Annotated in this window: 17 protein-coding genes and 1 pseudogene; 14 read left to right on the top strand and 4 right to left on the bottom strand. The window is 59.2% G+C overall.

Annotation, left to right across the window (positions count from 1 at the left end):
• The first annotated feature begins 455 nt into the window (after nucleotides 1-455).
• A complete protein-coding gene (locus M0D67_RS31190; protein ID WP_266240874.1) occupies nucleotides 456-809 on the top strand; it encodes a BON domain-containing protein in 354 nt (117 codons plus the stop codon).
• A 500-nt stretch (nucleotides 810-1,309) separates the two neighbouring features.
• On the opposite strand, the gene M0D67_RS31195 is transcribed toward M0D67_RS31190, so the two are convergent.
• On the bottom strand, nucleotides 1,310-1,933 hold the full coding sequence (locus M0D67_RS31195; RefSeq protein ID WP_154558278.1) for a phospholipid-binding protein MlaC: 624 nt from the start codon (nucleotides 1,931-1,933) through the stop codon (nucleotides 1,310-1,312).
• Nucleotides 1,934-2,413: 480 nt separating this feature from the next.
• On the opposite strand from M0D67_RS31195, the gene M0D67_RS31200 reads away from it, so the two are divergent.
• The 5 genes and pseudogenes from M0D67_RS31200 (at nucleotide 2,414) to M0D67_RS31220 (ending at nucleotide 9,258) form a co-directional block, all read left to right on the top strand.
• Nucleotides 2,414-4,042: an AAA family ATPase gene (locus M0D67_RS31200; protein ID WP_266240875.1), complete on the top strand. Its 1,629-nt coding sequence runs from the start codon at nucleotides 2,414-2,416 to the stop codon at nucleotides 4,040-4,042.
• Nucleotides 4,041-4,871, top strand: a pseudogene (locus M0D67_RS31205) (aldehyde dehydrogenase family protein); the annotation flags it as partial. The gene M0D67_RS31200 and the pseudogene M0D67_RS31205, both read left to right, overlap by 2 nt.
• A gap of 362 nt (nucleotides 4,872-5,233) precedes the next feature.
• Entirely contained in the window at nucleotides 5,234-5,707 is a 474-nt protein-coding gene (locus M0D67_RS31210; protein WP_266240876.1) for a GNAT family N-acetyltransferase, read from the top strand.
• Between the two features lie 421 nt (nucleotides 5,708-6,128).
• Nucleotides 6,129-8,507, top strand: coding sequence for a YjbH domain-containing protein (locus M0D67_RS31215; RefSeq protein ID WP_308112619.1), 2,379 nt, complete (start codon nucleotides 6,129-6,131; stop codon nucleotides 8,505-8,507).
• A gap of 19 nt (nucleotides 8,508-8,526) precedes the next feature.
• Entirely contained in the window at nucleotides 8,527-9,258 is a 732-nt protein-coding gene (locus M0D67_RS31220; protein ID WP_266240878.1) for a carboxypeptidase regulatory-like domain-containing protein, read from the top strand.
• 107 nt (nucleotides 9,259-9,365) lie between these two features.
• Here the strand turns inward: M0D67_RS31220 and M0D67_RS31225 are convergent, their stop codons facing one another.
• Entirely contained in the window at nucleotides 9,366-9,674 is a 309-nt protein-coding gene (locus tag M0D67_RS31225) for a hypothetical protein (RefSeq protein WP_266240879.1), read from the bottom strand.
• A 283-nt stretch (nucleotides 9,675-9,957) separates the two neighbouring features.
• Nucleotides 9,958-10,839 carry a UTP--glucose-1-phosphate uridylyltransferase GalU gene (gene galU / locus M0D67_RS31230; protein WP_266240880.1) on the bottom strand — a complete coding sequence of 294 codons (882 nt, stop codon included), beginning with the start codon at nucleotides 10,837-10,839 and terminating at the stop codon, nucleotides 9,958-9,960.
• A 463-nt stretch (nucleotides 10,840-11,302) separates the two neighbouring features.
• On the opposite strand from galU, the gene M0D67_RS31235 reads away from it, so the two are divergent.
• The 6 genes from M0D67_RS31235 (at nucleotide 11,303) to M0D67_RS31260 (ending at nucleotide 18,058) form a co-directional block, all read left to right on the top strand.
• A complete protein-coding gene (locus M0D67_RS31235; protein ID WP_266240881.1) occupies nucleotides 11,303-12,673 on the top strand; it encodes a UDP-glucose/GDP-mannose dehydrogenase family protein in 1,371 nt (456 codons plus the stop codon).
• Between the two features lie 72 nt (nucleotides 12,674-12,745).
• Nucleotides 12,746-13,459: a DapH/DapD/GlmU-related protein gene (locus tag M0D67_RS31240; protein ID WP_302273676.1), complete on the top strand. Its 714-nt coding sequence runs from the start codon at nucleotides 12,746-12,748 to the stop codon at nucleotides 13,457-13,459.
• A complete protein-coding gene (locus tag M0D67_RS31245) occupies nucleotides 13,446-14,282 on the top strand; it encodes a hypothetical protein (protein ID WP_266240882.1) in 837 nt (278 codons plus the stop codon). Before M0D67_RS31240 ends, M0D67_RS31245 begins: the two co-directional genes overlap by 14 nt.
• The gene (locus tag M0D67_RS31250; RefSeq protein WP_266240883.1) at nucleotides 14,279-15,433 is read left to right on the top strand and encodes a glycosyltransferase family 4 protein; all 1,155 of its coding nucleotides are present in this window, start codon (nucleotides 14,279-14,281) and stop codon (nucleotides 15,431-15,433) included. The genes M0D67_RS31245 and M0D67_RS31250 overlap by 4 nt, the downstream gene beginning before the upstream one ends.
• Before the next feature lie 19 nt (nucleotides 15,434-15,452).
• Nucleotides 15,453-16,565 (top strand): glycosyltransferase family 4 protein, encoded by a 1,113-nt coding sequence (locus M0D67_RS31255; RefSeq protein ID WP_266240884.1) that lies wholly within the window; start codon nucleotides 15,453-15,455, stop codon nucleotides 16,563-16,565.
• Between the two features lie 32 nt (nucleotides 16,566-16,597).
• Complete coding sequence (locus tag M0D67_RS31260) at nucleotides 16,598-18,058, top strand: lipopolysaccharide biosynthesis protein (RefSeq protein ID WP_266240885.1); 1,461 nt, start codon at nucleotides 16,598-16,600, stop codon at nucleotides 18,056-18,058.
• Nucleotides 18,059-18,150: 92 nt separating this feature from the next.
• Here the strand turns inward: M0D67_RS31260 and M0D67_RS31265 are convergent, their stop codons facing one another.
• The gene (locus tag M0D67_RS31265; protein ID WP_266240886.1) at nucleotides 18,151-18,315 is read right to left on the bottom strand and encodes a hypothetical protein; all 165 of its coding nucleotides are present in this window, start codon (nucleotides 18,313-18,315) and stop codon (nucleotides 18,151-18,153) included.
• A gap of 562 nt (nucleotides 18,316-18,877) precedes the next feature.
• Here M0D67_RS31265 and M0D67_RS31270 point away from each other — a divergent pair.
• Together M0D67_RS31270 and M0D67_RS31275 are read left to right on the top strand one after the other, a co-directional pair.
• The gene (locus M0D67_RS31270; protein ID WP_266240887.1) at nucleotides 18,878-20,377 is read left to right on the top strand and encodes a hypothetical protein; all 1,500 of its coding nucleotides are present in this window, start codon (nucleotides 18,878-18,880) and stop codon (nucleotides 20,375-20,377) included.
• Between the two features lie 40 nt (nucleotides 20,378-20,417).
• A complete protein-coding gene (locus tag M0D67_RS31275) occupies nucleotides 20,418-21,788 on the top strand; it encodes an O-antigen ligase (protein ID WP_266240888.1) in 1,371 nt (456 codons plus the stop codon).
• Nucleotides 21,789-22,039 lie beyond the last annotated feature (251 nt).

Below are 22,039 nucleotides of genomic sequence, written 5' to 3' on the forward strand. Positions count from 1 at the left end.
TCGACACGCTGATTTTACGTATCAGTTCGTCGACGTCCCCTGCTCATAGGATCTGTCGGGCGTTGTGAATCGAAAACCAGACTCCGAAAACGCCAAGGACCGGAGGCGACCCTCAACGGCCCTTCGAGTCCGTCCGAAGTCAACGGCGGCTTCCAATTGACAGCGGCCGTGCGCCTAGGCACGCCGAACGACGAGTCATCGGGTTCCCTTACCCTCATTCACACAAAGGGTTGGCCCTGACCTACTAGTCGAAGGTCCGGCGGAAAGGACTCTCCAGCGGTTCTAGACGCGCTTGAAGTGCGCATCCGACGAGGAAAAGTCTACAATTCAATTGCCGAACGTCGTGGCCGCTGGTCATCAACGTCGGGGTGCTCATATTTCGCCGCACTTTGATTGACCAGCGATCTTTTCGAGTCTCTCCCACCCAGTTTTGCTACCCACCTGAAGGAGAAGAGATGAAATCCATGAAGACCTACGTTGCCACAGCGATCGCCGTCAGCGCCATTGTTGCGATCGTGCCCGTTGTTAATGCACAAGAGACGGCTGCGGCAACTTCAGCAACAGCTCCCTCTCGTTCGTCGATTAGAGCAGCAAATAGGGAGTTGGCGAAGCGAGTTCAGACGGCGCTGTACAAGCAAAAGGGCTTGGAGACGCCTGATCTTCACGCCATCGCTCGTAGCGGCAAGATTACGCTTGTAGGAATGGTTCCAGATCAGGCGCAGATAGATCTCGCAGGGAAAGTTGCTGAGAGTGTTCCTGGAGTTACGTCGGTCAAGAACAATTTGACAGTGGAAGAAGAAGGACATTAATGTTTGAGTCCAACCGCATCCTTTGACTGCACTGGCGCGCCTTGAGAACAAGAATGTTATGTTCTCAACGGCGACGCCTTTGCCGGGGAAAGCACTTGCATGGCTGAGTGAAGACCGTGCTCTGCTCGATATTGGCCCGGTGTCGCTTCATCCTTCCCGAGTCGTCACGAAGCCAACACAGCGCGATCTGAAGGTCGAGTTTTTCGATCGGCCCGCTTGACGTGGGTTTTCACACACCCTCGACCCAATACCGCCACGCGGAACGAAGCCAAGTTAATGGCCGCTTCATGAGCCGAACCGTCGCTCGAATGGCGACGTCACCGACGCAGCCAACGACAGCTACTGGCCGGGTCCAGACCTTTCACAGCTCGCGGGAATTTCCGCCGGCTCCATACTCTCGCGGGCGCCGCTCAAACCACTTTCGGGCACGTCCGCGAAACGTCCATTGCGCGACCGACATTCTGCTGTAAGCGTCCGTCGCCATCATACCCAGCGGTCACTTATTGCTTGCCCGAAGCGAGCTGCTGGTTGCGCTCAGCGAGAAACTTGATCAAACCATCAACGCCGCTTTCCTGGATCTTGTCACTGAACTGCTGCCGATATGTCTGGATTAGCCAGACGCCGAGTACATTCAGGTCATACAACCGCCAGCCCTGCGACGTGCGGTACAGCCGGTAATCGATCTCTGCTGGTTCACCGTTCCTGGTTGCAATCGTGCGCACCACCACGTCCGTATCGGTTGGAGCGATGTGTATCGGCGGGTAGTCGATCCGCTGGTCTGGACGGAGCTGACCGATAGCACCCGAATATGTGTGAATCAGGAGCATCTTGAACTGTTCGACGAGTTGCTGCTGCTGCGCGGGCGTAGTCGTCCGCCAGTAACGGCCCATCGCCAGTGACGTGGTGCGGCGAAAATCGGTGTAGGGAAGAATGTCCCGGTTTACGATATCCATGATGCGGGGAATATCGTCTGGCGCGATCGCTCGGGCGCGCACCTCGTCGAGTACCTGTTGCGTCGCGGTCTTGATCAGAAGCTGAGGCTCCGATTGGTCGACTTGCGCATACGCCGCGCCGCCGAACGAGAACAACGCAGCGCAAAGAGTCAGTAGAGAAAGTGTCTTCATGTGCAGAATCCTGGCTGGATGCGTTGGCTTGCTGCTACGCAAGTATCCTCCATCTACGCCCGAACGCGTCGCGGCAGCACTCGTCGCTGTTTCAAGTCCGAAACTGGCGGAGCAAGGACCGATGTTCGATCGGCGAGGTCGTCCGAAGGTCGTTGGTCCGAGTGCGGCACAGGTCAACCCGGTCGGGCCCTGCAGTTGGTTTCTGGAACGTCACCACCACGTTCGCAGATTGAGGCGATCGAGATTCATCCGCGAACACACCACGTTGAGTTGAGCGACGTTGAGCCGGACTGGATGAGCGTCCCGGATCCTTACGACGTGGGTGACTCGGAGTCAGCGTAAACGGTCACCAGCCGAGGTCCGCTGGCCGCGGGATGCGGGATGCGAATTGTGTCGCGCAGGACCCATTTCTCGTCAAAGACCGGGCTCCGCCTTCATAAGTCGTCGGGTGTATTCTGGCGAGATGACGGGGGGCGGCAAATGGCTACCCATGATTACGGCGAGATGTGTAACAGCCTCCAGACCTTGTGGGAGGATGGCGAGCGCGTCTTCAGCCGGGCACGTCGGCCGGCCGATGGCGGCGACGAGACACTACTACTCATTGCGCGGCCCGCCGTCGAGGTACCTTCAGCTGCCAGCCTCGATCGGCTCGCTCACGAATTCGAGCTGAAGGATGAACTCGATGGCGCGTGGGCGGTGCGACCGCTGGAGCTGGTGCACGAAGGCGGTGGGACGCTGCTGGTGCTTGAGGATCCGGGCGGTGAGCCGCTCGACCGGCTGCTCGGCGCCCCCCTTCAGTTGGAACGCTTCCTGCAGCTCGCCATCGGCATCGTCACTGTGTTGGGCCAGGCCCATCAGCGCGGTCTCATCCATAAGGACATCAAGCCGGCTCATATCCTGGTGAACGATGCAACGGGCAAAGTCAGGCTCACCGGCTTCGGCATCGCCTCACGACTTCCGCGTGAACGCCAGAGGCCGGAACATCCCGAGCTGATCGCAGGAACCCTCGCGTATATGGCTCCGGAGCAGACCGGACGGATGAACCGGTCGATCGATTCGCGCAGCGATTTATACGCGCTAGGGGTGACGCTATACGAGATGTTGACCGGGACCCTCCCTTTCACTGCGCTGGATCCCCTGGAATGGGTGCACTGCCACATTGCGAGGCAGCCCGCTGCGCCGGGTGCGCGCGCCAAAGGCATCCCTGCCGCGCTCTCGGCAATCGTGATGAAACTTCTGTCGAAACCCGCCGAGGATCGCTATCAAACCGCAAGCGGTCTGGAGTGGGACCTCAGAAGATGCCTGGCGGAGTGGGAAGCCGTTCATCAGATCGATCCTTTCCCGCTCGGAACGCACGATACGACGCGGCAGCTTTTGATCCCCGAGAAGCTCTACGGGCGCGACATTGATATCACGACGCTTCTGGATGCCTTCGAGCGCGTCGTAACGCAAGGCACGCCGGAACTCGTCCTTGTCTCCGGCTACTCGGGGATTGGCAAATCCTCCGTCGTCAACGAGTTGCACAAGGTGATCGTGCTGCCTCGGGGTATCTTCATCTCGGGAAAGTTCGACCTGCGCCTGAGGGACATCCCATACTCCACGTTGGCCCAGGCATTTGCGGAATTGATCCGACAAATCCTGAACGGTCAAGATACCGACGCTGCGCGTTGGCGCGGCGCGATCGAAGAAGCCGTTGGCCAGCATGGGCGGTTGCTGACCGATCTGATTCCTGAACTCGCGAGCTTGATCGGGCCGCAGCCCCCGGTTGCCGTACTCTCGCCACTGGAAACCCAGTTGCGGTTTCAATCGGTCTTTCAAAAGTTTGTCGGCGTGTTCGCGCGCGCCGAGCATCCGCTCGTCATTTTCGTCGATGACCTGCAGTGGCTCGATCCGGCCACCTTGACCATGGTCGAATATCTGATAACGCATCTGGACACGCGCCACCTGCTGTTGATCGGCGCGTATCGTGACAACGAAGTCGGGCGCGGGCATCCACTGATGGGGACGCTCGGTTCGATTCGCAAGGCCGGGACGACGGTGCACGAGATCGTACTCGGCCCACTCTCGCCGAACGACTTCAGCGAATTGCTTTGCGACGCTTTCAGATGACGCCGCAGCAATCGTGGAGGCATTGATCGCGCATCGTGCGGTGCGCCGGATCAATTTCACCGGCTCAACTCGCGTGGGTCGGTTGATCGCCGAATTCAGCGCGCGTCATCTCAAGCCGTGTCTGCTGGAACTCGGAGGCAAAGCGCCCTTTGTTGTGCTCGACGATGCCGATATCGACGAAGCCGTCAAAGCCGCCGCGTTTGGGGCTTTCTTCAACCAGGGGCAGATCTGCATGTCGACCGAACGCATCATCGTCCACGCCAATGTAGCAAGCGAGTTTGTCGACAAACTCGGCTCAAAAGCCGCATCGCTCAAGGCTGGATTGCCAACGGACGACAGTTACGCGCTGGGCTCGATGATCGGCGCCGACGCTGCTGCACGCGTCAGGGCGCTCGTGGACGACGCAGTCGCACAAGGCGCTACGCTGGTGGTAGGCGGTGGTGCGCGCAACAGCATCATGCAGGCGACCGTCATCGATCGCGTAACCCCGGCCATGCGTCTTTACAGTGAAGAGTCGTTCGGACCAGTTGCGGCTATTACGCGTTTCAGCAACGTTGAAGAGGCCGTCTCTCTGGCAAACGACACGGAGTACGGTCTGTGCGCATCCGTCTTCGGGCGTGACGTACAGCGCGCACTAGCGGTTGCACACAGGATCGAATCCGGCATTTGCCACATCAACGGGCCGACCGTCCATGACGAAGCGCAGATGCCGTTTGGTGGCGTCAAGGCGAGCGGCTATGGACGCTTCGGCGGCAACGCGGCAATCAATGAGTTTACTGAGCTGCGCTGGATCACGATCCAGTCCGGACCGCAGCACTACCCGATCTGACCTGCCGGGGCGCCCTCGGCCAATTTGAGAGTCTGGCGACGACACCCTGCATCATTCAATTTCTACATCACTATTGACAGCTACGCTCTAGAACGGCAATCTCCTTTTATGAACTACGAGGCGCGCAATTTCATGATGTGCACCATGACAGCCACTGGCGAGTCGTGGGAATCGTGACGTTCATACATCGCACATAGATTTCCTCAACGGCCCCGCCAGTCACGACGGGGCCGTGTCTTTTCAGTCGCTCCGATTTGTATTGGCGCAAATAGGAGTGATTGCATGCATCACAGAGTACGTGTTTCCGATCTTCTGAATCTTCCCGACTTCTCGACCTGGCAGATCGCGCTGAGGAGCGCGGCATGCTGACGATACGAAAAGCGAGTCGCGGCGATGTGCCCGACGCCTGGGATATCCGCAAAACCTCGGTGCATGCTGCGTGCGCTGGATACTATCCCGAAGCATCCCTATCGGCGTGGGTCGATGGCGCGCCGACCGACAAATGGGCCAGCGTTGTCGAACGCGATTTTTACGTTGCCGTCGATGAAGGACTGGTCGTCGCCACAGGGATGCTTACCGTCGCAAGCGGGCAAGTGGACGCCATTTTCATCCGGCCGTCTCACATGGGGCGCGGTATCGGACGCGAGATGCTGGCATTGCTCGAAGCGTTAGCTCGCGATCACGGACTGGCCTCGATGCGACTCGACGCCACGCTGAACGCGGCGCCGTTCTATCGCCATTGTGGTTGGTCGGGAGATTCGGTTTCGACGTACCGCACGTCGCGCGGACTGGAATTGGCTTGCGTGCCGATGACTAAGTCCCTTGCTTCCGCGTAGATTGCCTCCCTGGCCGACTGCTGCCGCCCGCAGTTGGCTGGAAGGCCACGTTGAACGAGCGTGAACGGGAACGCTGTTAGTCCGCTTGGGGTCGTCTCCGGTCCTCTGCATGGAATGCATAAATGTAGTAATCCGCCAACATGTTAGCTTTTTCCGTCAGCGCCATTTCCGGTGAAGCGGACTATGTATGATGAACGGCAACCAGAAGACACTTTCCCGCACGACTTTCCTTGGGGTTGCTATTTAGTAGTTGCCGCGGCACGCCGTACAGCCACTAAAAATGTAGCCATTGCCATCAGTATTAATTCGGTTTGCATATCTATTAATTGAATTGATCGCCGCATTGCGAAGACGAGTTGCGGTGACGGTCGAGAACGGTTCCATCCACCGCTGTGCGTTCTAATACCAACAACTATAGACAATGAGCGGAAACTTGTTTGGACAGGATCAAATAGGAATACGTAAGACGTTGGCGTTAGCTGCCGCTCTGACGTTTTCGACCCCGGCGCATGCGGTAGAGCCAGCGCTGAACGCGCTGGGTCAGGCCGGCGGTCTGGTCATTCCATATGGATTCGCCTTGCCTCGAGGTGTCGGCGAAGTGCAGTACAACGATTTCATCGACCCGCGGTACGGGAAGACGGCGACTGGATCGCAGATCTACTGGGGTGCCGTCGGCTTGTTTCCGTATGTCGAGCTGGCAGGCGGACTGGCAAACTATCCAGCGAATGTTGGGGTCCCGCTTGCGCACGAGGAGCATTTCGTAGTTCGTCACCTGATGGCGGACATTAAGCTCGAAGTACCGAAGTTCTTCAAGTATCAGCCGAGCATTGCATTCGGCATTAGCGACATTGGCGGCCAGACGCATTTCTTCCGTTCGAAGTACGGCGTGGTGTCGCAGGCATTTGGACCGGTGACGTTGACCGCCGGTTACGGACAGGGCGATCGCCTCGATGGTTTGTTCGGCGGCGTGCAGGTCTCGCTGTGGAACACGGGCTTGTCGCTGCTTGCAGAAGACGATTCGAAGACGCCTTACGCCGGCGTGCGCTATCAGTCTCCGCGGATTAGCTGGCTGGCCGATGCGAACGTGATCGGCACGTTCATGCGTTCGATCCGTTCGACGGACGGTGTGTCGCCGCGCACGTCGTTTTCGGTGGGCATTCAGATTCCGCTGGGCAAACGCTTTAGCAGTGCGCGGTGTGCAGACGGTTTGTGCGAGGGCCCACAGGTGCCGGTCGCGCAGACTGCGGACGCCGACGATGACGGTCCGATCCGTCTCGCCAGCCTGCAACCGGTGGACATGCGTGCCGCCACAGCCAACAACAATGCGCTGGCCACGGCACCGATTACGTATGTGCCGCCACTGCAGTCGTATGCGTCGGTGATGCTGAGTGATGTGACGGCGGCCAAATCGTCGGATGCGCAGTCGCCCGCTATTCCGGAAGCGCTGGACACCTCCGCGCTCGACGAAATCGCCGCGCAACTCTTTGCCGCCGGCCTCGAGCGTGTGCGTGTCGGGATGAGCGGTCGCGATCTGGTGGTCGAGTACGAGAACCACCGCTACAACCAGAACGAAGCCGACGCGCTCGGCATTGTGCTTGGCGTGGCAAGCGTGAATGCGCCGCACGGGACGGACAAGATTCACGTGGTGATCAAGAAGGCCAATGAGCCGTTAGGCGAAGTCATTGTCGATCGCGATGCGTTTGCGCAGTTCGTTGCGGGTGGCGCGCCGACGGCCGCAAGCGCATCAATGACGATGCGCGCGCGTCCGACTTACGACGCGGATTCGATCGCATGGCATGGCAACGAGCATACGCATGGGCTGACGCGGATTCAGATCGAACCAATCGTCAGTTACCTGTACGGCACCGAGTACGGCAACTTCGACATTTCGCTCGGCGCCAACATTGAAGGGTTCGTGCCGTTGTGGCGCGGCGCGGAGCTGTACGCGAGTTACATCGCGCCGATCTACAACACGAAGAACATGGACGACGGCCGCGTGTTCAGCAATTACCGCCTGCGCGGCGGCCTGAATGCGGTCGCATTGGCACAAAGCTTCTGGATCGTGCCGCAAGTGTTCAACGTGGCATCGGTCGGCAAGTTCGATTACTCGTACGTGGGTGTGCAAAACGAAACAACGGTGTTCGTGCCGGGCCGTCCCGACCTGATCCGCTTGCGGCTTGCCTATTTGCACCATGAGCCCGGCCATGACGAATTGCCGAGCGTGAAGAATGCCGAGCTGACGTACCGCTGGGTGCAGCCGTCCTGGAAGCTGTGGATCGAAGCGGGCGTGGCGCGCTTTGTGGGTGGAGACAAGGGGCCGGTCGCGACGCTGACGCGCTGGTTCGACGACGTTTCGGTGAGCGTGCATGGCGAACATAGCGGGCAGGGCACGTTTGTGGGCGCCGCAATCAGCTTCCCGCTGACGTTGCGTCAGGGGATGAAGCCGGGGATCAGTCAGGTGTATGGCTCCGAAGAGTTCGGGCTTGATTTCCGCACGCGGGTGGGATCGACGAATTATCTGTCGGCCAATGGAGCGGAGAACATGACCTTCCCGTACAGCACGCAGCAGTTCTTGCTGAATCAGGGCCGCTTTAGCGGTGAGTACTTCTCGACCCAGCTTTACCGGATGCGTGATGCGTATCTGCGTTACGGAAGGCCTGGTAGTGACGGAACGAAGCCGAAGCCGCAAGTGAGTGTGCCCGCTGTATCGACGGGCGCGGCGCTTTCACATGGCGCCTGCGGAAACGGTTTGCAGGGTGTAAGCGACGGACGGGCGCTGGTGCCGATCAATTGTGAATGAATTTCTTTGGAGATAGGCGATGAAGCTTCTAAACGGCGCCACGCTGCGCACGCTGCAGTTCGGATCGATAGTGCTTGCGACCAGTGCGCTGGTCGCATGCGGTGGCAGCGGCGACTCGCCGGGCGCGACGGTGAGTGGTACGGCCGCGGTGGGTGTAGCAATGGCAAACGCAAGCATTGTCCTGACTTGCAAGAACGGCACGGGTAGTGCGACGGCTAACGCAAGCGGCGCGTATTCGGCGACCTTCAAGTTTGACGGACCGTGTGCGATTACGGCGACCGGCGGCGCGATCACGATTCATTCGTTTGCGGCCGGTGCGGGTACGTACAACGTGACGCCGTTGACAGAGTTGCTGCTGGACTACCTTGCGGGGCAGTTGGGCACGACGGTTAGTGGGTTGCTCGCGGGGATTACTTCTAATCCGTCGTATCAGAGCGCCCTGTCGAATAGCACGGTGATTGCGAATGCTCAGGCGGCAGTTGTGACGCTGATCAAGAACACCTATGGGATCACGCTTTCTTCTTCCTCGTTCCTGACGGTTTCGTTCACGCCAGGGCAGCCCGGTGCGGATGCGGATCTGGACACTTTGCAGACTGCTGGCGCAATTACCGCGAATGGTCAGCCGGCGGCGTCGTTGACGGCCGCTGCGATAGCGGCGGGGGCGGCAGCGCCGATCTCCGGCGGAGGCAGCGGCGGTGGAGCAACCGGCGGAACGGGTGGCACCGGTGGCACGGGAACCACAACGAAATAACGTGCGCGCGCGGAAGGAGGAGATCGGGCTACCAATCCGGTCCAGGCTCTCAGCGGAGCTGGACCGGTCGCTCACCAAAAAATCTTTGTCCAATACGTGAAGGGCAACTATTCGTAGCCGAGCCTGTGGCTCAGAATAGGTGCGAAAAAAAGCGCAATCGCAGAGCCCGCTGCCTTACCCTCAAGCTCCGCGGCCGCAGCCGCGGCCCGCATTCCATACAGGTTCACGAACAGATCAAATAGCTGGGGCAGGCTGTAAAGCACCGCGATCGCAATGCAACAGGTTTGCACGACGGATATGCGCCAACCCTTCTCGAAGGCGACGGCGGCGGCGACAATGCGCAGAACGCCGAATAACACGAGCGCACCCACAGCCGCCTGTTCGCGGAGCAGATACTCTGGAATAAACTCGCCCATAACTTCCTGTGCACGCGCTACGTTAAGCCGCCTGAAATTGGAAGCCGTCCGTTCGAACTTTGCGATCGGATGGCCAACTGCTTGGGGCGGTCGTTCTTCGACATTCAGGAACGAGCCGACAGGTTTTGATATTACCGAAGCCGTACTAGCGCAATGAAAGCACGGCTGAATGAACCATAATCTTGGCCGATATAGTCAAGAGTCACCGCCCGTCAAACGATCGCACACTCCCTTCCTTGCAAGACCCGCGGTCGCATTGGCCGTATCCGCGATGACCAGTCGCTCAGCCCGCAAGCACTGGCGAGCGCTCAACCAGGTACTCTTCAAAGTCGGCGGCTACTTCCGGGTGACGCAGCGCGAACTCGACCGTCGCTTTCAGGTAACCCAGCTTGCTGCCGCAGTCGAAACGCGTGCCGTGATACTTGTACGCCAGCACCTGTTCGTCGGCGAGCAGCGACTGAATCGCGTCCGTCAGTTGCAATTCGCCGCCCGCGCCCGGCTTCAGCGCGCGCAGATGTTCGAAAATACGCGGCTTCAGCACGTAGCGGCCCACCACGCCGAGATTCGACGGCGCCACACTCGGCTCCGGCTTTTCGACGATGCCCGACATCTTGATGATCGAGTCTTCCCACTTCTTGCCGTCGACGATACCGTACGACTTCGTTTCCGAGTGCGGGATCTCTTCGACGCCGATCACCGAGCTGTGATAGTGGTCGAACACCCCGATCATCTGCGTCATCACGGGCGGCTTGCCGTACAGCAAGTCGTCCGCGAGGATGACGGCGAACGGGTTGTCGCCCACCAGTTTTTCAGCGCACATCACCGCGTGGCCGAGGCCAAGCGCTTCCGGCTGACGCACGTAGAAGCAGTCCACATGGCTCGGTTTGATGCTGCGCACCAGTTCCAGCAGCTTGTCCTTGCCACGCGCCTGGAGTTCGGCCTCGACTTCGTATGATTTATCGAAATGATCCTCGATCGCGCGCTTGCTGCGGCCCGTGACAAAGATCATTTCGGTGATGCCGGCCGCCATTGCCTCTTCCACCGCGTATTGAATCAGCGGCTTGTCGACGATCGGCAGCATCTCCTTCGGGCTTGCCTTCGTGGCAGGGAGGAACCGGGTGCCAAGACCTGCTACCGGAAAAACCGCCTTGGTAACTTTAAGCATGAGCTGTTCGGCTGTATGAGATGGCAACAAAAAAAAAGGAGCCTGCGCTCTGAAAGAGGCAGGCCTAATTCCGAGGTGAAAAGGCCTCGCTTGCGCGAGCCCCGCAGATCATCTTGCGGATGACCTGGCTTAAGCATAGGAGAGCCAACCGGCGCCTGGAGAGCGCTGGCGGAAGACGTCCCAATTTTGGCTAAAGCGAATAAAAGCTGGCTCGACGTAGGCAATGAGGCGTGCAATGCCTTGCGCTCGTCATGAGTACAGCATCCGCCGGCGCAGGTGTCGTGGCAGCTCGAGGGAGAGACTTTGCGATATACGGAAATTATGTTGGCGAAATCCGCCACATAAATCACCTCACCGGATGGTTCGTGAAGAATGGGCACCGATCGAGTATTAACCATCGTGGCGCGTACAGCCGTACTTGTCGACGCCACGCCGCCTATTCTCACTCCTGCTACCCGGATCAATGAAAGTCACCATTATCGGAACCGGATACGTCGGCCTCGTCACGGGCGCGTGTCTGGCAGAACTGGGCAACGACGTGCTCTGTCTTGACGTCGACGAAGCGAAGATCGCGATGCTTAACAACGGCCAGGTGCCGATCTACGAACCAGGTTTGGCGAACGTGATCGACCGCAATCGCGAAGCGGGGCGGCTCGCGTTCTCGACTGACGTGGAGCAGGCATCCGCCCACGGAGATATACAGTTCATCGCGGTGGGCACACCACCGGACGAGGACGGTTCTGCCGATCTGCAATACGTGATCGCCGCCGCGAAGAACATCGGCAAGTACATGAACGGGTTCAAAGTCATCGTCGACAAATCGACGGTGCCCGTCGGCACAGCCGGCAAGGTGCACGCGGCGATTGCAGAAGAACTGGCGTCGCGCAAAGTCGACGTGCCGTTTGCGGTCGTATCGAACCCCGAGTTCCTCAAGGAAGGGGCCGCGATCGAGGACTTTATGCGGCCTGATCGCATCGTGATCGGTTGCGACGAGGACGTCTCGGGCTTACGTGCCCGAAGCCTGCTTGAGCAGCTCTACGCACCGTTCAACCGGAACCACCAGCGCACGCTGTTCATGGATGTGCGCTCGGCCGAATTCACCAAATATGCGGCGAACGCGATGCTGGCCACGCGCATCTCGTTTATGAACGAGATGGCCAACCTGGCGGACTGCGTCGGCGCCGACATCGAAAATGTTCGCCGCGGCATCGGCTCCGATCCGCGCATCGGCTACAGCTTTCTGTATGCGGGCTGCGGATACGGTGGCTCGTGTTTCCCGAAGGATGTACAGGCGCTCATGCGAACCGCCGGTGACTACGACATGGAGTTGAACATCCTTGCATCCGCCGAATTCGTCAACGAGCGTCAGAAGACGGTGCTCTTCAACAAGATACGAAGGCACTTCGGCGGCGCACTGCGGGGCACGCGCTTTGCCGTGTGGGGGTTGTCGTTCAAGCCGAACACAGACGACATGCGGGAGGCGACAAGCCGCCGCCTGATCGCCGATCTGCTGCGCCACGGCGCTACGTTGAGCGTCTACGACCCTGTCGCCCTTGAGGAGGCCCGGCGTTGCCTGAGCGATGACCTCGACGCCGAAAGTTTCGCACGTGTTGATTTCTCGCAAGACCGCGATCAGGCGCTCGTTGGCGCGGATGCGCTCGTCATCCTCACGGAATGGAAGGAATTTCGCAGCCCTGATTTCGAACAGATGAAGGTCGCGCTCAACGACACGTTGATTTTCGATGGACGTAATCTGTACGACCCGCACGTGATGAAGCAGACCGGCTGGGTCTATTACACGATTGGTCGCGACGCTGCTCGAGCCACGGCCTGAGCGGGCAAAAAGATCCATTACGCGCGCCGGCCGCTTCGCGTGGCCGGCGCGCGCACTTTGAGTGGCGATGCGATGTTGAAAAAGATAGTCAACCGGGCATTGGTGCACGTTCGGCCCGGCAAGCAGATCGCCAGCGAAGTAGGGGGCATGGATCTTCTGCTCTATCTCGCGGAACAGAGTTGGAATGCGCTGCGCGGGTCGATACTATCGCTGCGCTGCAAGCGTGCGGACATATGCTTTGTTGGGCGCAACGTGCGGCTGCGTTTCGCAAGGCGTATCGAAATCGGGCGTTACGTCACGATTGGTGATGGAGCGATTCTTAGCGGTTTGGGTTGCGGCGGCCTGCGCGTCGGCGCGCGCGCCACCATCGGGGCGTACTCGCGGCTTGTCGTTGGTACGGACGTCGCACGACCGGGCCGCCACATTCATATCGGCGAGCGTTGCGGCATCGGCGAGTACTCAAGCGTGGGCGGCTCGGGTGGTGTATCGATCGGGCGGGACACGATCATCGGCCAATACTTCAGTGCGCATCCGGAAAACCATAATTTCGAGGACCTGTCGCGGCCGATTCGAGCGCAGGGCACCACGCGTATGCCGATCGACATCGAGGAAGACTGCTGGCTGGGCGCGCGCGTCACGGTGCTCGGCGGGGTGACGATCGGCAAGGGCAGCGTGATCGCCGCGGGTTCGGTGATTACGCGCGACGTGCCGCCGTTCTCCATTGTCGCCGGCGTTCCAGGACGCGTCGTGGGCAGCCGGCGTGGAGGCGACGATGCCGGCGCTTGATATCTTCGTCGTCCTGTACCGGCGCGATCCCGAGGTGGCCGAAACGCTCGTGACGTTGAGCCGCATTGATTTCGCGGCGCTCGGCATTGATGTCGAAGTGCACATCTGGGACAACGCGCGAGTGGTCCCTGCGCCCCCGAAGCCGGATTTTCTGCCGTTCCGCTGGCGCTATCAGGCGTCTCCGGGGAACGAACCGCTCTCCAAGGTGTACAACTTGCTCGTGCGCGAATCGACACGCCCGCATGTGGTGATCTTCGACCAGGATTCCAGCATCGATGCAGCGTTCTTCGAAGAGCTGGTTGACAGCCTGGGCAAGGTTGAACTCGGGGTCGACGTCTTCGTCCCTGTCATCCGGCACGACGGGCAACTGATCAGTCCGGGACGCTTACGATGGATCAAGGGTGAGGCACTCCGCAGTGTCACCACGAAGGCCATGTTGCCGACCGACTTCACGGCGATGATGAGCGGCATGTGCATCAATCGCTCCTTCCTCGCGCAACTTGCACCGCAGCCGTTCGACGAGCGGCTACGCCTCTACGGCGTCGATACCCGCTTCTGCCGCGACCTTGCGCGGCACGGTGCACGGGCCTATTTGCATGGAGCATTGCTCGGCCACGATTCGGCACTGCGCAGCACGACCGATCCGCGAGCGGCGCTGCAGCGTCAGATATGGCTATGGCAGTCCTGGTTGTGCGTATTCGACCGTAATCCTTTCGAAGTACTGGCGATCCGATGTTATGTGCTGTGGAAGGCCCTTCGCGTGTCAGTAGGTGCGCGCGCGCGCGGAAATTTCTTTGACGTGATTGCGGAGGTGTTTCGTTGAATACATCGCTTGCCATCGTGATGGTCCATCAGGGTGCGGAACTCTATGGATCGGACCGTAGTTTCGTCTCCGCGTTGTGCGCCTTGCGCGAACGGCATCCGGATGCGGTAATCGACGTGGTGTTGCCGGAGTCTGGCCCCATCGTCGATCACGTCGCGCGTTATGCGAGCCGGATCATTTATAACGCCAATGGCGTACTGCGCAAGAAGGAACTGAAGGCGCGGCCATGGCAAACGTGCTGGCGCATGATCAGGGCCTGGTTGGAATATCGGCGCATGTTCCGCTCGTACCATATCTGCTATGTGAATACGGTCGTGTGCGTGGCCGCGATCGCCGCGCTGCGCGGACAGCGTGCGGGTGCTTACGTGCATGTGCGGGAAATTCCGTCTTCGCTCGCGTGTGGATTTTTCAGGGCCTTGCTTAAGATCTCGGGCGCCTCGCTGATCTATAACTCGCGGGCGACGGCGGCGGTATTCGCATTGCCGGGTGACGTGATCCACAACGGTGTCGACGTCACTGGTCCTGTTGCTCCTATCGACCCGACGCAAAACCGTACGCGGCGGCTCGCGATCATCGGTCGTATCAATCTATGGAAAGGGCAACAATTCGTGCTCGATGCGTTGTCCACGCTCGGGCGACGGTTGCCGGTGCAGGTGCGTATTGTTGGCGACGTTTTTCCGGGCTACGAGGCATTGTTGGACACGCTCCGCGAGACTGCGAAAACGTGCGTGCAAACCGTGGAAATTGAAGGCTTCACGAGCGATCCTGGCGTGCATTTTTCGTGGGCCGATTTTGTGGTCGTGCCGTCGGTTCTGCCCGAGCCCTTCGGACGGGTGGCGATTGAGAGCTTCGCATCCGGGCGACCGGTGATCGCCGCCGCTTCCGGCGGTTTACAGGAGATCGTGACCGACGGTGTCGACGGTTTTCTGTTCGTGCCCGGCGATATGACGGATTTTTTGAGGGTGGTGGAGAGGGCGCTGGCGACGACGCACGATGCATATGCCGAGATGGCGAAAGCCGCACGGGCGAAGTACCTCGGCGCTTTCACGGTCCAAACTTACAGGCGTTCGGTTGCCGACACCGTGCGGCCTTTGCCCGACGACACAAGGCCGACGTGCAAAGCGTCTGCTTTACGACGCGAAATACCCTGATGACGATCGCCGAAAATCAATGAAAATTACGTTTATTCTTCCGAAGCTTACGCGGCATCCGACCGGTGGCGGCAAGATCGTGTATCAGTATGCGAATGCTATGGCGAATGCCGGTCATTCGATCGAAGTCCTGCATCCGGAGACGCTCTTTCTCTGGGGCCTGCGCAAGAACCTGTTCCTCATGCTGCTCTCTCTTGCGGCCGATTGCGCGAGGCTGCTGAGAGGGTGGATGAGGCAGCGCGCAGCGATCGTACCGTGGATGAAGATCGATCCGGCAGTGAAGATCAGTGTTGTGCCCGCTCTGTTTTCGCGATACATCCCAAATGCAGATGTCGTCGTGGCTTCGCTGTGGCGTACCGCTGAGTACGTGGAGAACTACCCAGCATGCAAGGGTGCCAAGTTCTATTTCGTACAGCACCATGAGACGTGGTCTGGACCCGAGCGCCGGGTGAACCAGACGCTCAGGTCGAGAACGAACAAGATCGTCATCTCCGGGTGGCTCGGAGACCTCGTCAAAGATCTGTCCGGCGTCGAGGCTCAGCAGGTTCCCAATCCTGTCGACCACGATGAGTTCTTTCCGACGTCGCCGATCGCTAGTCGGCGATGCGTAGTTAGCATGCTGTACTCGCCTCATACATGGAAGGGGGCGGCCGACGGCGTGTCGGCGCTCGATCTCGCGAAGCGTCAGTTTCCCGACCTGGAGGCGATTCTGTTCGGCGTATCGCCCCGGCCGGAGGCCTTGCCCGGCTGGATAAAGTACGTTCAGAATCCGGAAAAACGCGTGCTGCGCGAGGAGATTTACAACGCTTCGTCGATTTATCTATGCCCAAGCTGGACGGAAGGCTGGGGTCTTCCCGTGCTGGAGGCGATGGCGTGCGGATGTGCAATCGTCACATCGGACAATGGCGGCACGCGGGATTTCGTCGTGAATGGTGTGAACGGCCTCGTGGTCGCGCCTCAGGCGCCAAGGGCGCTGGGTGAGGCACTCACGTCTTTGCTCGCCAATGCCGGTCGGCGTACGAGCTTTGCAGCGCGCTCGGTTGTGCTGGCACAGCAGTTCACCTTGCAGGCATCGGTTTCGAAGTTCCTCACTGCGTTAGAAAACAGGCCTGCTGCGGAAGTGCGATGCTGAGCCGCCTGAGCCGTGTTGCGAGCAGTCCCCGCTTGCGGAAGATCTGGGCCACCTATGTGCCCTATGCTCTCGGCATTGCCAGCAACGCGGCACTCAACATCGTTCTGATTTCCCTTCTGACGCATCGATTGGCGCCTTCCGAATACGGCGCCTACTCCGTGACGATCACGGTGATCGTTCTGGCGAGTTCGGTTGTGGGGCAGTGGCTGCAACAGGCAACCGGGCGCTATTTGGCCGGTTCGTCGGCCGTCGCTTCGAGCTACACCAAGGCTGCGGTATTGCTGGGTGCGGGCGGCATTACGCTGGTGCTTCTCGTACTCTACGTGCTGGTCGCGCTCTTCGTCCTGTTCGACAGCAAGCACGGCTCCAGCCTTTGGCTTGCCTGTCTGTTCGGCGTTGGAGCACAGACGCTCTTCACGTTGGTGGGATCCTCACTGCAATCGGAACAGCGGGCCTGGCCCTATTCGATGCAGCAGACATGTTCTGGCGCTCTGAAAATCGGGTTTTCCGTGCTGGTGTGCCGCGCATCGCAGCAGGACGTCGACGGATTACTGTATGCGGGCGCTGCAGCGCAACTGATCGGCGTTGCATTCGGTGTGTGGCGAGCCCGCTTTTTCGATCCGGCGGTGTTACGCAAGCTTGGATCGCCACGTACCTTACTGATCTTGCACAAGCTGCGCGTCTATGGCGGAGCGATGACGCTCTGGTTCATCTTCATGAATCTGGCCATGTATTGCGACAGGCTGCTGGTACGCGCGCTGGCGGGCCCGGCCGCGGCCGGTCTCTACGGCGCGGCGTCGACGCTGGTGGTCGGCTCAGTGAGCCTGGTGATGGCACCGATCCTCGCGGCGACGTGGCCGCAGCTCATGGCGACGTGGAACATGAAGAATGAGCGCGCGGCTTCGCGCCTGCTGGGCGATCTCCTGACCTATCTGATGTGCGCGGGCGTCGCGCTGGTAGCGATCGTCAATGCGGTTGCCGAGCCGGCTACGCGGTTGTTCCTCGGCGAGAAATTTAGCGGGGCGTCCTCGCTGCTTCCTTTGCTGACGGCGTCCGCATTCAGTTTTTCACTCGGGCCGTTTTTCCACAAGCCGCTGGAGTTCAAGGAAAAGAAGGCGACGATGTGTGCGTTTGCCGCAATCGTGCTGTTAGCGAACGCAATCCTTAGCGCCGTGCTGACTCCGCGGCTGGGCGGCGTCGGAGCCGGCACGGCGGCACTGGCCTCTGGTGCGCTCTATTGTGTGCTGTGCACCGTACAAGGCCGGAAGATTGTGAAGTGGCGGATCCGGATCGACTGGCTGGCAACAGTATCGGTACTCGCGCTCACTGCGTCGTTTTTCTCGAGACGTGTTTCTTCGTCGTGGCACTTCGACGGCAATCTGTGGAGCTTCATGGCCGCGGGTGCTGCTTTTGTCCTGTTGTTCGGGGTGGCAATGGCGGCAGCTTGGGTCGTGAGTTCGACCTGCCGGCGGTTGAAGATAATGGGTAGTTAGATGAATATGAAAAATCAGACGCAGAGACTGACTCGAAAAATCTTTCCAGGGTCCGTCCGATCAGGGCGGAAGCCTGGGCGTTCCAGCACCGGTCAACTGAGCCGCACCAAGGTGCTGGCGATTGCGGGGCTGTTCGTTTCGGTAGCGGGGTTGGTGAACGTTTCGTCCGCGAAAGCGAGTGAACCGCAAACAGCTTTTTTCCGTTTTGATGTGCCGGGCGGCGCGATGACACCCATCGTCGATTTCAGTTCGCTCAATACGCCTTTGACAGCGAAGGACCGTCTGGTCGCGTGCGGGTCCGCGCTCTGCAGAAGCGCAACGATGACACCTGTGCGCCTCTTTGGTGTCAACCTGCTATTCGGTGCTGCGCTTCCCAACGCCACCGAGGCCGTCCAACTGACGGCGCGACTGCGCAGCCTGGGTGTCAACTTCGTGCGCCTGCACGGACTCGATTCAATCTCGTCTTCGAACGCAGGGGCGCCAAACGGTCTCCTCGAGTCCGGACCCTTTCCAAGCCTGAATCGGGACGCTGTCGATCTGCTCAGAAACTTCCTCGAACAACTGCGTCGGAACGGAATCTACGCTGACCTGAACCTTCACGTTGTGTATCAGTTCAGGCCCGCACTCGACAAAACGCTGTCGCTGGACGGTAGCGGTCCATGGCCGAATCAGTCGAAGCCGTTCCTGATGATCGACGACGCAGCTATCCAGCTTCAGGCTGAGTATGCACATAAGCTCGTCGAACAACTGCGCGGCTCAGGCGAGCCCGCCCTCGCACTGGTCGAGATCAATAACGAGAGTTCGCTGGTGTACCACTGGATGGACGGCACGTTGAACCGCCTCGTGACGGGGCAGGTCAGATCGGCGCTCGTTGCAAAGTGGCGTCGATACTGTTTGGAAAAAGGTATCGTTGTTTCAGATGACGACGCCGGTATCATTTCTCTGGATCGTGTGAATTCCATCACCGGGCAGGCGTTTCTGCAATTCCTGATTGACGAAGACAAGCACTATGTCGATACCCTATCGTCTTCTGTGAAGGCAGCCGGCCCGAACTTGCTGGTCATTGGCACACAGATGAACTTTGGCAGCCTTGCGAACTTTAAGTCTTTGTCCGGCACGGACGTGCTCGACGCGCATTTTTATGTGGATCAGTATCGTTTCCCGAACGGAATGTGGCGCTGGGACGACTGGCAGATCACGGATCGCTCCAATATCGGCACCGGTCTGGTTCCGCTATTCGGTGTCGCTTTTTACCGCTCGTTCAGCAAGCCGTTCCTGATCACCGAATTCAATCAGCCATGGCCGAACCGCCAGGCGGCGGAAATACTGCCTGAAACCGCAGCGTTTGCCAGCATGCAGGACTGGAGCGGCCTGACGTTCCATGACTATTCGCAGTCACGCGAAACCTATACCTCGACTACGCCCCAGGAATTCGGTCTTGTCGGTGACGCCACGAAACTTGTTCAGTTTGGCCAGGCCGCGTGGATGTTTCGAACAGGAGCGATCTCCCGCCTTGAGCCGGTGTCATCCTATACTTTCGGCGACGCCGTTGTCCTGGACGCGACCCGAGCCCGAATTACCGACGGATTGGCCTCGTTCCTCGAACAGCACACGCTTGCCGGGGCGTCACGGCCGCTGTCAGCGCGTGTTGGTTATTCAGCGAGTGCCGCGAGTTCCGTCACGCTGACGTCGGTCGCGCCGACGTTGTCGACTCCCGAAGCCCGGTTCGATCTCAAGGAACGACAACTGGTTGTCAGCGCGCCGATGGTGAAGGGCGTGACCGGATATCTTGTACCCGGCCGGAAATACGATTACGGAACATTCCAGTTGAGACTGGGCGCAGCGGCGCGGGGATTTGTTTCGCTGACCTTGTCCTCACGAGATGGCCGGGCGATCGATCAGTCTCGCTCTCTTTTGCTGACGCTACCCGGCTATACGGTCGGTTCCACATTGACGAGCACCGGCCCTGTTCCGCTCGATGTTTCGAGCGTTCCCGTTCCGCTCAAAGACTCGATTGTTCACCCACTTGAGGCCACGTCGCAACGCTGGAGTGCGATTGACCCCGCAACGCGCCAGGTGGTTAGCCTTCGCGCGACCCAGGCGCCCATCTGGATGGAGCGCATACCGTGTACATTCACCTTTGTCACACGCGCTAAATCGCTGCGCGTATTTCCTTTGGACGCATCTGGTAAGCGCATGGCGAGCATCGCTTCCCGCTTCGTCCGGAAAACCGGGGACGGCTTCGAGATCGGCCTGCAGACGGACCAACGGGCGCTGTCGGCGTGGTTCGAACTCGAAGCGACGTACGACTCAAAATAGCCGGCTTCGGCCGTAGCCAGGTAATTTACCCACCCGCAAAATGAACTACGTTCTCGCCGTCTATTGCCTTTCTCTTTCATTGCTCCGTCAGCGTCGGATGGCACTGCTATTCCCGGTGCTGTGCTTTTTCACGCCGAAAGGGTTTGGGTTGATCGATGTGGCCAGCTTGCCCTATCTATCAGTCAACCGCGCCATCGTCTTGTTCATGGTGATATGTTTTGTTCTTTACACTATGGCGGCTGGCTTCAAAGTCAAAAAGACGCATTTTCCGCTTGCCGGATCCTTCATGTTGCTTGGTTTGTCGTATCTTGGCTCGCTGCTGTTCAACCCCGCGACCTTGTCATCAGACGCCGTGACCGCAATCATGCTGTTGTCGGAAATATTCTTCCCGTGCTACCTCATTTGGTATCTTTGCGAATCGCCGGGAGAGGCTGAACGTGCTCTGAAGCTTATTTATATCGTAGGCGTGATCGTTTCTATTTATGGCACGTTGGCTTTTGTTACACACTTCAATCCCTATTTCGACTACATCAAAGAGACGACGCCGACGGGACGCGTTCTTGCCGCGGACTATAGCTCGTCTGTCCGAGGCGCGCGGGCGGTGGGCACCATGTCACACGCGATTACCTACGGCGCTTTCCAGGCAATGACCTTCATGATTGGTGTCTTCCTGATGCGCGCGAATCGGTCGGCGGCCAGGCTAATCTGGTTTGTTGTTGCCCAGGTCATCCTGTTCGTTGGGATAGTCGCTACGGGCTCCCGCACGCCGCTCGTGTTTGTGCTGCTTTCGCTCCTGACCTTTACAGGTTTCGCGCGGAATCGCGAAAAGCTGATAGTCGTGCAAATCGGCGTGGTGATTTGTGCGGTAGGCAGTGTGGTCGGTCTTGAGTATATCGAGAAGGTGATGGATTTCGTGCTGTCCGTCTTCAGCCAGACTGACGCGGCCAGCCAGACTGGCAGCTCGCTCGAGATGAGGCTTGGGCAGGTATTGGTTGCGTGGAAGTTCTTCTCCCAGGCGCCTGTGTTTGGCGGCGGCGTCTCGCAGACGCGGTCGATCCTAAGCTCAGGCGCATACCCCGATTTTTACGGTGCGGAAAGTGCGATTTTTCAATGGGCCATCGACCTTGGAACCGTGGGAATTCTGGCGTTCTCTGCACTCTTTCTACAAACGTTCACCGTTGCAAGGCGAATGCAGAATCGGTTTTCAAGGGCTCTGGTCTACGGAATGACCACCGGCTATCTCGTCTTTATTGTTTCTACCGGCGTACTTGAGACGATGCAGTTCTTTCTCATCATCGTCATGCTGATCTTGGTCGCCAGTGGGCAGCGAAATGCTGCGGCCGCTGCGCGGCCACTTCCGGCCGGAAAAGCGAGTCGACTGCCGCTAGGAGGCGCGCATCAACCGCAGTAGCGGTCGTTTTCGAAACCGCGGTTGCTCGCGCACCCATGACTGCGCGCGTGGTTAGGTATTTATCTCGGGAGGAGTGTGTGCCGCGGTTGGTTGCGATGCGTGCCTTGTTCCGCGGACCCTCTACCCGTGCGTAGGATAGGCCTCTCGCCGGGTCATCAAAATTCCACGAAAAAGATCTGCAAGCTTGAAACAGGGGCAGTCGGAATATCGGAATGGGGTGCCACAGTGTCACTCTTTCGGGCGAGAGCAAC

It is taken from the genome of Paraburkholderia sp. SECH4, assembly GCF_030511745.1.
GTDB lineage: Bacteria > Pseudomonadota > Gammaproteobacteria > Burkholderiales > Burkholderiaceae > Paraburkholderia > Paraburkholderia madseniana.

What these genes read in the sequence shown, in the direction of transcription:
- M0D67_RS31275 (WP_266240888.1), top strand. Translation starts at nt 20,418, where the DNA reads ATGAACTACGTTCTCGCCGTCTATTGCCTTTCTCTTTCATTGCTCCGT.
- M0D67_RS31200 (WP_266240875.1), top strand. Translation starts at nt 2,414, where the DNA reads ATGGCTACCCATGATTACGGCGAGATGTGTAACAGCCTCCAGACCTTG.
- M0D67_RS31220 (WP_266240878.1), top strand. Translation starts at nt 8,527, where the DNA reads ATGAAGCTTCTAAACGGCGCCACGCTGCGCACGCTGCAGTTCGGATCG.
- M0D67_RS31190 (WP_266240874.1), top strand. Translation starts at nt 456, where the DNA reads ATGAAATCCATGAAGACCTACGTTGCCACAGCGATCGCCGTCAGCGCC.
- galU (WP_266240880.1), bottom strand. Translation starts at nt 10,839, where the DNA reads ATGCTTAAAGTTACCAAGGCGGTTTTTCCGGTAGCAGGTCTTGGCACC.
- M0D67_RS31195 (WP_154558278.1), bottom strand. Translation starts at nt 1,933, where the DNA reads ATGAAGACACTTTCTCTACTGACTCTTTGCGCTGCGTTGTTCTCGTTC.
- M0D67_RS31210 (WP_266240876.1), top strand. Translation starts at nt 5,234, where the DNA reads ATGCTGACGATACGAAAAGCGAGTCGCGGCGATGTGCCCGACGCCTGG.
- M0D67_RS31245 (WP_266240882.1), top strand. Translation starts at nt 13,446, where the DNA reads ATGCCGGCGCTTGATATCTTCGTCGTCCTGTACCGGCGCGATCCCGAG.
- M0D67_RS31270 (WP_266240887.1), top strand. Translation starts at nt 18,878, where the DNA reads ATGGACGGCACGTTGAACCGCCTCGTGACGGGGCAGGTCAGATCGGCG.
- M0D67_RS31240 (WP_302273676.1), top strand. Translation starts at nt 12,746, where the DNA reads ATGTTGAAAAAGATAGTCAACCGGGCATTGGTGCACGTTCGGCCCGGC.
- M0D67_RS31225 (WP_266240879.1), bottom strand. Translation starts at nt 9,674, where the DNA reads ATGGGCGAGTTTATTCCAGAGTATCTGCTCCGCGAACAGGCGGCTGTG.
- M0D67_RS31255 (WP_266240884.1), top strand. Translation starts at nt 15,453, where the DNA reads ATGAAAATTACGTTTATTCTTCCGAAGCTTACGCGGCATCCGACCGGT.
- M0D67_RS31235 (WP_266240881.1), top strand. Translation starts at nt 11,303, where the DNA reads ATGAAAGTCACCATTATCGGAACCGGATACGTCGGCCTCGTCACGGGC.
- M0D67_RS31215 (WP_308112619.1), top strand. Translation starts at nt 6,129, where the DNA reads ATGAGCGGAAACTTGTTTGGACAGGATCAAATAGGAATACGTAAGACG.